Genomic DNA, 10,496 nt, shown 5'->3' with positions numbered 1-10,496 from the left:
TCTAACCATAGTATCATACCTCATCTTTTTAAGTTCCTTTCCTTAATGGTATCACACTCTATAATCAAAAAAGTGCATAAGCTGACAACAATCTTGTCAACTTACACACTTTATTTTACATTCCCCTTTAAAGTTGAAATTCCTCATTTTCATGATTTATTTCTATAATCTTATCTTTATAATTTAAAGCATAATTAGAAGCTTTAAAAATTTTAACTAAAGAGTAGGTCCTCCAAAAATGCATAGGAAATGCTATTTTAGTATTAGTATTCCTCATAAAATAATCAAAACCTAAATAATACTCATTTCCTTGTCGAGAATCTAAAGGTAAAAAAGCAAGATCTATGATTTTTCCTTTTATTTTGTCTAAAGAATCTTTAAATAATTTTTCAGCATAAGCATTTTCTTCAGGAGAGTTCTCTCCCTCCCAGTGCCACCAGTTTAAATCACCGCCATGATAAATGGTTTTGTTTTCAACCTTAACAATAAAGGCCACACCTAAGTCACTAGACTGTAGAGTTTCTATTTCTAAATTATCAATTACTAGTTTTTCATTTGCACCTAAAAGTTTTATATTTTCAGATTTTGGAGAATTTATATCTTTTGATAATATATAAGTCACATGAGGATGTATTTTATTTAGTTTAAAAATACTTTTATTAAAATGATCATGATGAGAGTGACTAGAAAATACATATAGCTTTTTATTTTTATTAAATTCTGGAAGATTTCCTTGGAAATAGTCAAAAAGTAATATGTGATTTTTAAGTTCTACAATAAAGCTACTATGATGAATATATTTTATTTTCATATTAAAATCCTTCCTTATTAATTATTTTATATTTTATGTAAATTATAATTTTATTATATATGAAGTACAATATATAATTTGAAAAATCATATAAAACTACATAAGTTCTATATATTTGTTTAATATAATAAAAACAAATAAAATTAAAGAATGTGATTTATATGTAGTAATATCCTAGGTTAAAAGGCAATAAGAAAAAGAAGAATTATATATATTACAATTTATTTAAAAATAATATTAACTCTTTATTATGGAGGTATTATGGTAGAAGTAGTAAGCGATTTAATTAAAAAGAGAAAAATGTTAGAGCTAAGTGAATATTTTTCTGATCTAAATTCAGTAGATATAGCAAAAGATATGGTAGATTTAAAAGATGAGGAAATAGTATTAGCTTTTAGAATACTAGCAAAAGATAAAGCAGTAGAGGTATTTTCATATTTAGAACCACAGATGCAAGAATATATAATACAGACTATAACAGATAGTGAATTAAAAGACATAATAGATAAATTATTTTTAGATGATACAGTGGATATAATAGAGGAACTACCTTCTAATATGGTAAAGAAAGTATTAAGAAATACTTCAAAAGAAAAAAGAGAACTTATTAATCAACTATTAAAATATGATGAAAATACAGCAGGCTCTATTATGACCATAGAATTTTTAGAACTAAAAGAAAGTATGACGGTAAAAGATGCTATAAAATATATTAGATGCGATACTTTAGATAAAGAAGATGTGGATACTTGCTTTGTAATTGATAACAATAGAAAACTAAAAGGAAGGCTACATCTAAAAGAACTAATATTAAATAATGAAAAGACTTTTATAAAAGATATAATGGACAGAAATGCTATAAATACAAGTACAATAGAAGATCAAGAGATTGTAGCTTCAGAGTTCAAGAAATACGACTTAACATGTATGCCAGTAGTGGACAAAGAAGACAGATTAGTTGGTATAATAACAGTAGATGATGTTATGGATATAATAGATCAAGAAAATACAGAGGATTTCCAAAAAATGGCAGCTATGCAACCAAATGAACAATCCTATTTAAAAACTCCAGTAATAGACTTGGCAAAAAAAAGAGTTATATGGCTATTAGTCTTAATGATATCAGCCACATTTACTGGCTCCATAATAAAAAAGTTTGATGATGTGTTGCAATCAGTAGTAATACTAGCTGCATTTATTCCTATGTTGATGGACACAGGCGGTAATGCAGGTTCACAATCATCAACTTTAGTAATAAGAGGATTGGCCCTTGGAGAAATTGAGTTAAAAGATTATCTAAAAGTGATGTTTAAAGAATTTGGTGTAAGTTTAATAGTTGCCACTATTTTAGCAAGTGTAAATTTTCTTAGAATATATTTCTTAGAAAAAACTGATATACTAATATCCTTAACTGTATGTTTAAGTTTATTTTGCACAGTTATAATTTCTAAAGTAGTGGGAGGTTTATTACCTATAGTAGCTAAAAAACTAAAATTGGATCCAGCAATAATGGCCAGCCCATTAATTACTACAATAGTAGATACTTTTGCACTTATGGTATACTTTACCTTAGCAAAATTATTACTAAGAATATAAAAAATACTATATGATAAAATAGATGATGAATAAAAAATCAGTGAGCTTGTAAATGCATATTTAGATATATAAGAGAGTACTTGTGAATTTGTGTAAAAACAAATTTATGAGTATTCTTTTTTATTATGACTAGAATGTCATATTAAGCAACCTTATTATATTTTTTAACTTATTGTATAATAGTTATAAATGATGAAAAATTTGGAGGTTATTATGATAAAGATTCTTATGGTAGAGGATGATTCTACAATAGCTTTTGGAGTAAAATATGCTCTAGAACAAGAGGGGTTTAAAATAGATATAAGCAAAGACTTAGAAAGCGCAAGACTTAATATAAATGAAAAATCTTATGACATAATCCTTTTAGATGTAATGTTACCAGACGGTAATGGTTATGATTTTTGTAAAGAAATAAGAGAAATAAAAGATATACCTATAATCTTTTTAACAGCATGTGATGATGAGGTAAATATTGTCATGGGCCTCGATATTGGAGGCGATGATTATATGACAAAGCCTTTTAGAGTAAGAGAACTGATATCTAGAATAAAAGCAGTAGTTAGAAGAAATCAAGGGGAAGATAAGGGTAAGAAGATTTTAAAATATGGAGACTTGAGTATTCATACTTTAGAGGCTAGGGTTTATAAAGGTAGTGAAGAAGTATTTTTAACTTCTGCTGAATATAAGTTATTATTAATTTTAATTCAAAATGAAAATATAATTTTAAGTAGAAATCAAATTCTAGAGAAATTATGGGATGTAACTTATGATTTTATTAATGATAACACTTTAACTGTTTATATAAAACGCCTTAGGGAAAAAATTGAAGATGATACAAGTAATCCAAAGTTAATAATTACAGTTAGAGGCATGGGATATAAGTGGAGTGGGAGTGAAGTTAATGATTAAATACAATGTGGAAATGAAAGGTTTTATAAGGCGCTTTAGTGTTTTATTTCTTGTCGCTATTATTATGTGCAGTGGAGTAACATTAATTAATTTAAGAATTATAAAAAAAAAAGTAGTTGAAAATAACCAAGCAATTATAGGAAATATTCTATCCCAAAGACCTGAGTTGGAAGAAGATATTATAGATATAGTAACACAAGGAAATTCCAAAGATAATATGGATTATGGGGAAAAAATATTAAGCAAATATAATTATAATAGTAATATAAGTTTAAACAATGAGCCTATTATAAATGAAAGCATAAGATATATCTTTAATATTAATTGGTTGTTTCTATGTATTATTTTGATTTTGTTTATTATTCTTGCTTTAAGCTATTTTAAAAAAATTTATGAAGATATAAAAGACATGACAGATTATGTTTATAACAGTTCTGAAGGTGTAAGATTTGAAATGAAAAATAGAAATCAAGATGGTCAAATAGGTCTTTTAAAAACAGAACTAATTAAAATGACTAATATATTAAAAGAAAAAGTGGAGCTTTTAAATAATGAAAAAATATTTCTAAATAACACTATTTCAGATATATCTCATCAGTTAAAGACACCTATGACATCTCTAGTAATTTTAAATGATTTAATGTATGAAGATTTACCACAAGAAACAAAAATAGAATTTTTAGATAAAATAAAATCTCAACTAAATCGTATGGAATGGCTAGTAAAAAGCATGTTGAAACTGTCAAAAGTTGAGGCAAAAGTAATAGATTTCGAAAAAAAAGAGGTTAAAATTAAGGAATTAATTAAAAAATCAGTTGCTCCAAGCTTAATTCCTATGGAGATTAAAAACATAGAACTAAGTATAAGTGGAGATGACAATACAAGTTATATTGGTGATATAAATTGGTCTAGCGAAGCTTTTGTAAATATAATAAAAAATTGTATAGAACATACTCCACAAGGAGGAAAAATAAATATTAGTTATGATCAAAACCCTATATACTGTGAAGTTGTAATAAAAGATAGCGGAGAAGGAATAGATAAAAAAGATTTGCCTCATATTTTCAAAAGATTTTATAAAGGCAAAGCTTCAAAGGAAGATAGTGTGGGGATTGGTCTTGCCATGTCTAAGTCTATTATAGAAAGTCAAAATGGAGATATTTATGTAAACAGCGAAAAAAACGAAGGAACTGAGTTCCATATAATTTTTCACAAAACTTATGGTGACTAATTTGTAATTTTACATTCACCAAGATGTAAGTATAAAAATCTACAATGTAAATATAAATTAAAACTTACAAAAGTTAGTGAGATATTATGGAGGGTAATATGGAGATTTTAAAAATTGAAAATTTATGCAAGATCTATGGTAAAAATGAAGCAAAAGTAGATGCTTTAAAAAACATAAACTTATCAATAAATAAAGGAGAGTTTGTTGCCATAGTTGGACCTAGTGGAAGTGGTAAAAGTACTTTGTTACATTTAATAGGTGGCGTAGATAAGCCAAGTGAAGGAACTGTATATATAAATGATGTAGATATATATAACTTAAAAGAAAAAGATTTATCTATATTTAGAAGAAGAAATGTTGGACTAATATATCAGTTTTATAACTTAATACCAGTACTTTCTGTAAAGGAAAATATACTTCTTCCTGCAGAGTTAGACAATAGAAAAATAGATCAAGAGTACTTAGATGATCTATTAAACACTTTAGGGCTTAAAGAAAGGGAAAATCATCTTCCAAATGAGCTAAGTGGTGGTCAACAACAAAGAACTTCTATAGGTAGGGCTTTGGTAAATAGACCTGCCATAGTTTTAGCAGATGAGCCTACAGGAAACTTAGATAGTAAAAACTCAAAAGAAGTTATAGAGTTACTGAAGTTATCAGTTAAAAAATATAAACAAACATTAGTTATGATAACTCACGATCCTAATATAGCTCTTCAAGCAGATAGAGTTATAACTATAGAAGACGGAATGATAAAAAGTGATGAGGTGATATAAATGAACTTATATACATCTCTTACATTTAGATATTTAAAAGAAAATAAAAAAAGAACAATAGTAACAATTATAGGAATTATATTATCTACTGCATTAATTTGTGGTATAGGAAATATTTATAACAGTTTTATGGATTATCAAGTTAGAACAACTGTGGAAAGAGAAGGGGATTTTCATGCCACATTTTATGATGTACAAAAAAAGGATGTAAGCAAAATAACAAAAAGTGCAGGAATTTCCAAATATGCTTATAGTGAAAGATTAGATTTTGGAAAGTATAGTGATGACAAAGATTTATTAGATTTAAAGTCTTACGATAAAGGTGCTTTTGATGGGTTTCAAATATCTTTAAAAGAAGGTAAGATGCCAACAAATAATAAAGAAATAGTAATTAGTGAAGATTCAAGAATACTTAGAAAAAAGAAAATTGGAGATACAATTACTCTTAACGTGGGAAAAAGGGTAACTAAAGATGGTGAGGATTTAACAGGTTATTGGGTAAGTGATGACGAAAAACTTGTTGATACTAGAAAAGAAGAGTACAAAATAGTAGGTATAATAAATAAGCCTGGATTTGAATTTGGAAAACAAGTCACAACAGGTATAACTTATTTGGATATAAATAATATTGGAAGCAAAAAAGGGATTAATGTATCAATTAGTGCCAACAATCCAAAAGAAATTTACGATATAGCTTCCGTAATTGCTAAGAACTTAGGTTTAAAAGCAAAAAATGTAGATGGAGAAGAAGGCTCTTCTTATAATAATGAAAATGTAGTATACTATGAAAATTTAAGTTTTAACGAACATTTATTAAGATTACAAAGTGCCAGTGCTTATGACAATATTAATGGATCTATTGGTAAAATTATAATATTAGTTACATCTTTGGTAATTATTTGTACAATAGCAACAGTGTATAATGCATTTTCCATATCTATTAGTGAGCGTAAGAAACAATTTGGAATATTAAACTCCATAGGAGCTACAAAAAGACAAACTACAAAACTTGTATTAACAGAAGCTTCTATAGTAAGTATTATAGGCATACCTATAGGATTATTGGCAGGTACCTTTGCTATAGACATGGTATTTAAAATAGTAGGAAAATTTTATGGAAGTTCAATGATAGGAGATCTAGGGCTAAGAGTGGTATATAGTCCAGCTGTTATTATATTAAGTGCAGTGATAGTAATAATAACAATATTAATATCAGCAATATTGCCAGCAAGGCAAGCGGCAAGAATATCACCACTTGAAGCCATAAAAAATAGCAGTAATTTAAAAATAGGAAAAGTAAAAGATTCAAAAATAGTAAGGACTTTGTTTAAAGCAGAAGGAGTTCTTGCATATAAAAACTTAAGGAGAAATAAAAAGAAATTTAGGATAACTTTATTTTCTCTTATTATAAGTGTGGTTATATTTATATCTTTTAGTGGGTTTATGACTTTATTTATTAATGCTAATAAAGTACAGTTTGGACAAGTAAATTATGATTTATATTTATCTTCAAACAGCACTATGGATAAGAAATTATTTGAAGAATTAAAAGATATAGATGGAGTGGAAAGAATTGCTGCAGCTAATGATTATGGAATGGGAATTTATGTACCAAAAAATAAAATGACTAAAGATAATAATGATACAATAGATGAGTATATTACAACAGAAAAATTGAACAATAAAATTGTATATGATATACAAAATTGTATGACAAAGATGCCTGGAGATTTTGAAATTAGTAAAATAAATCTTGAAGAGGGTAGTTTTGATAAGAAAGAAGCAATAAAAGAAAAAGGAGTAATACTTGTAAGAAAAAGTTATTTCGAAGAACCTGGGAAAAAATATGAATTAAACTTAACAGATTATAAAGTTGGAGATACAGTTACAGGTTATACTTCAGAATATGATGAAGATAAGGAAATAAAAAAAGAAATTAATTTCAAAATTATGGCTATAACTGATGATATACCAATAGGAAGCTCATCATACAATTATATGGGATTAGATTTTATAACCTACGATGAAGTGGGAGAAAAACTTGGATTTACCCCAATTAGTAATAGTATGTATATCTCTACAAATAGACAAGAAAGTACACGAAATGCAGTAAAAGATATTGCAAACAAATATGGGTATGATGTAACTGACAAAATGGAAGAAGTAAAAGAAATGGAGGATACACTTATAGTAATGCAAATCTTTGTATACGGATTTGTTACAGTAATTTCTTTAGTAAGTGTAACTAATATAGTAAATACAATTAGCACAAATATAAACTTAAGAAAAAGAGAATTGGCCATAATCAAATCCATAGGAGTTACACCTGGAGGATTTAACAAGATGATATACTTAGAGAGCTTACTGTATGGTGCATTAGCCCTTATTTATGGTATTCCTCTAGGAATAGGTCTAGTTATGCTTATGAATATTATCTTAGGTGATGTTATTCAGCTTGGATTAGTACTTCCGTGGGGAGCTATAATTATATCTGTTACAGGGATTTTTATAATTACATTTATTTCATCCTATATACCTATGAAGAAAATAAATAAAGAAAATATAATTGAAAATATTAGACAAGAAAGTATATAGTTTTTTATTTACTAGAAAAGTGGGGATTTGAAATGAAGAAAAAAATAATTAATATATTACTGATTGTACCATTTATATTTTATACGGGATTTCTTTTATGGAATATTCTTTTTAAATATGTGTCACCTCTTGAGGTATTTAGTGGTGATCGATATTTCTCACGTACCATAAATTTAATACCATTTAATGATATAATTCAAGGTAATTATAATAAATTAGACTTATTTGGGAATATAATATTATTTATACCTTTAGGTATTTATATAAGTATACTTTTAGATAAGAATAAAACTCTTAAAAATATATTAATCATATTAATAGTAAGTCTTGTACTTGAGTCTTGCCAATATATATTTGGAATAGGAGCTACAGACATAACAGATATTATTACCAATGCTTTTGGTGGAGTAATAGGTATATATGTTTACAAAATGCTTATATTGTTATTTAAAGATGAGGAAAAGGCAAATAAAATAATTGCTATTTGTAGTTTTATAATGATGTTGATAGTATCCTTACTACTAATAGGAATAATAATAGCAAATTAAATAGAACATTAAAAAACAGATAGCTAGTAATAGCTATCTGTTTTTTAATTAAAAGGATTTTCAACTATATTTATTAAGCCTGATGAATCAACTTTTGAAGCCGTATTTTTATAAGATTTTTTCAATTTACTTTCAGATAAATTATGGATCTTATCTAACTCTGATTTACTTGCAATAGGTATTATTTCATAAACATATTTAGCAGTCTTACTATTATAATATTTATTTAACCAAGTAGGTATACAAGTAACTTTATCAACTTTTGCATCTCCATCATTACTTTTACTTATATCTATATTTAGCATTAAACCATCTTCTGTATATTGACTAAACTGATCTCTGCTTTGGTTAGATAAGAAGTTTCCAAGAGAATAAGCAACTACAGTTTCATGTTTATTATCACTAGACTTTATAGTTGTTACAGGTTGTACAACATGAGGATGAGAACCTATTATAACATCTACACCAGCATCGCAAAGTTTTTGAGCTAGCTTCTTTTGGAAAGTATTCTCTTTAAGAGAATATTTATCTCCCCAGTGCAAATACACTACTTGTAAATCAGTATCCTTCATATTTTTAAGAGTGTAGTTTATGTTGTTAAATGCTATATCTACACTTGTAGAATCAAAAATATTAATGCTGTTTTTGTACTTATCAGATATTTTAACATCATTTAAATATTTGTTATCTCCAATAATTCTTCCATAAGAATAAGAAGTAACCCCTACGTTAATTCCATTGATTTCTTTTACTATAAATCTTTCATCACTGTTTTCTCTAGTTCCAACTACATCAAAGTTTTTATCTTTTAATGTAGCAAGAGTATTTTTTATACTTAAATACTCCTTATCATAAGCATGATTGTTTGCTGTTGAAATCAAATCAAAACCAGCATATTTTAAACCATCGGCAAGCTCATCTGGTGAATTAAACTTTGGTGAAGAGCTATATCTATAAACTTTATTGCCAGTTAATGTTGTTTCTAAATTAACCATGGAATAATCAGCTTCTTCAACATATTTTTTTACATACTCAAAATTATTATTGAAGTTATATTTTGCACTAGATACATCATACTGTGCAGTTAATTGGGCGTTATATACCATAGTATCACCTACAGCTAATAAAGAGGCTTTATTAGCGTCTTCTTTTTTAGGCGTAAATATAGATGCTTCTTGTGATTTATTTTTAGAGAAGATGGATATTTTGTTAATAGTAGCAAAGGAAAAAGCTCCCATGAGAAATATACTTAAGCAAAAACAAATAAGAAATTTCTTAGTATTACGATTGTTATAGTTATACATTTTTTTGCCCCCTTTCTTAAAAATATAAAACATTCATATAACTTTATATTATCTATAAATTAGCATATTTTCAATTAAAAGTTTTATTTTGTATATTTAAGAGTTTTTTTGGAAATAACTAAATTAAACAAAATACAATAATATATAAAAATAAAAGGAGAAACTATTATTAGTTTCTTTTTTATTTTTACAAGGAGATATTATAAAAAAATTTACTTTAATTTTAATGATGATAATTATTTTTATGGGGAGACAACTATAGTGGAACAGGGGGAGGAACATTGATGATATTTAATAATAAATATGATTTGATTTCAAGAACCACAGTAGTCAATATGCCTATAATAATAAGTAAAAACAAAACTAAAGGATACAAAGATATAATGGTAAAAGTAGAAGGTGGGGGAGTGTACAAAGGATTTTACTCTTTACTAAAATACGAAAACAAAAGATACCCATTAAATGCAAGTATGCAAGAAAAAGTTAACTTAGATAAGAATAATATTAAGCGAATTATAAATATGGAAATAACACCAAAGAGTGGATTTAAATTGAACTAAAATAAGTTCCAGTCTTAAAATAAGGCTGGGACTTATTTATAGGGTTTGTCAATAAAAGTGTGTAAGTAGTTTTTATTTTATAAGTCAGGTAGATAAAATTAATCTACCTGATTTTTTAATACTGATATTTTTTAACTCTTTCTTTTAAATTCTCATCCATATCTAA

The 10,496-nt window shown here is 26.6% G+C and carries 8 protein-coding genes and 1 pseudogene; 7 read left to right on the top strand and 2 right to left on the bottom strand.

Translation table 11 applies throughout. From position 1 onward, the window contains the following. Nucleotides 1-127: 127 nt before the first annotated feature. The gene (locus tag K0040_RS18785) at nucleotides 128-811 is read right to left on the bottom strand and encodes an MBL fold metallo-hydrolase (RefSeq protein ID WP_228110255.1); all 684 of its coding nucleotides are present in this window, start codon (nucleotides 809-811) and stop codon (nucleotides 128-130) included. A gap of 261 nt (nucleotides 812-1,072) precedes the next feature. On the opposite strand from K0040_RS18785, the gene mgtE reads away from it, so the two are divergent. From mgtE to K0040_RS18755, 6 genes are all read left to right on the top strand, one after another. Continuing rightward, a complete protein-coding gene (gene mgtE, locus K0040_RS18780) occupies nucleotides 1,073-2,407 on the top strand; it encodes a magnesium transporter (RefSeq protein ID WP_228110254.1) in 1,335 nt (444 codons plus the stop codon). Between the two features lie 213 nt (nucleotides 2,408-2,620). Further along, nucleotides 2,621-3,316: a response regulator transcription factor gene (locus K0040_RS18775; protein WP_228110253.1), complete on the top strand. Its 696-nt coding sequence runs from the start codon at nucleotides 2,621-2,623 to the stop codon at nucleotides 3,314-3,316. After that, the gene (locus K0040_RS18770; protein ID WP_228110252.1) at nucleotides 3,309-4,547 is read left to right on the top strand and encodes a sensor histidine kinase; all 1,239 of its coding nucleotides are present in this window, start codon (nucleotides 3,309-3,311) and stop codon (nucleotides 4,545-4,547) included. Before K0040_RS18775 ends, K0040_RS18770 begins: the two co-directional genes overlap by 8 nt. Nucleotides 4,548-4,645: 98 nt before the next feature. After that, entirely contained in the window at nucleotides 4,646-5,323 is a 678-nt protein-coding gene (locus K0040_RS18765) for an ABC transporter ATP-binding protein (RefSeq protein ID WP_228110251.1), read from the top strand. After that, the gene (locus K0040_RS18760) at nucleotides 5,324-7,918 is read left to right on the top strand and encodes an ABC transporter permease (RefSeq protein ID WP_228110250.1); all 2,595 of its coding nucleotides are present in this window, start codon (nucleotides 5,324-5,326) and stop codon (nucleotides 7,916-7,918) included. 32 nt (nucleotides 7,919-7,950) lie between these two features. Beyond that, entirely contained in the window at nucleotides 7,951-8,466 is a 516-nt protein-coding gene (locus K0040_RS18755) for a VanZ family protein (protein WP_228110249.1), read from the top strand. A 44-nt stretch (nucleotides 8,467-8,510) separates the two neighbouring features. On the opposite strand, the gene K0040_RS18750 is transcribed toward K0040_RS18755, so the two are convergent. Beyond that, nucleotides 8,511-9,770: a CapA family protein gene (locus tag K0040_RS18750; protein WP_228110248.1), complete on the bottom strand. Its 1,260-nt coding sequence runs from the start codon at nucleotides 9,768-9,770 to the stop codon at nucleotides 8,511-8,513. Between the two features lie 266 nt (nucleotides 9,771-10,036). Here K0040_RS18750 and K0040_RS18745 point away from each other — a divergent pair. Further along, a pseudogene (locus K0040_RS18745) lies at nucleotides 10,037-10,330 on the top strand (COG3650 family protein); the annotation flags it as partial. Nucleotides 10,331-10,496 lie beyond the last annotated feature (166 nt).

The organism is Terrisporobacter petrolearius (assembly GCF_020748185.1).
Taxonomy (GTDB): Bacteria; Bacillota; Clostridia; order Peptostreptococcales; family Peptostreptococcaceae; genus Terrisporobacter; species Terrisporobacter petrolearius.
The sequence above is the reverse complement of the archived record's forward strand: the minus strand, read 5'-3'. Positions and strand labels throughout refer to the sequence as shown.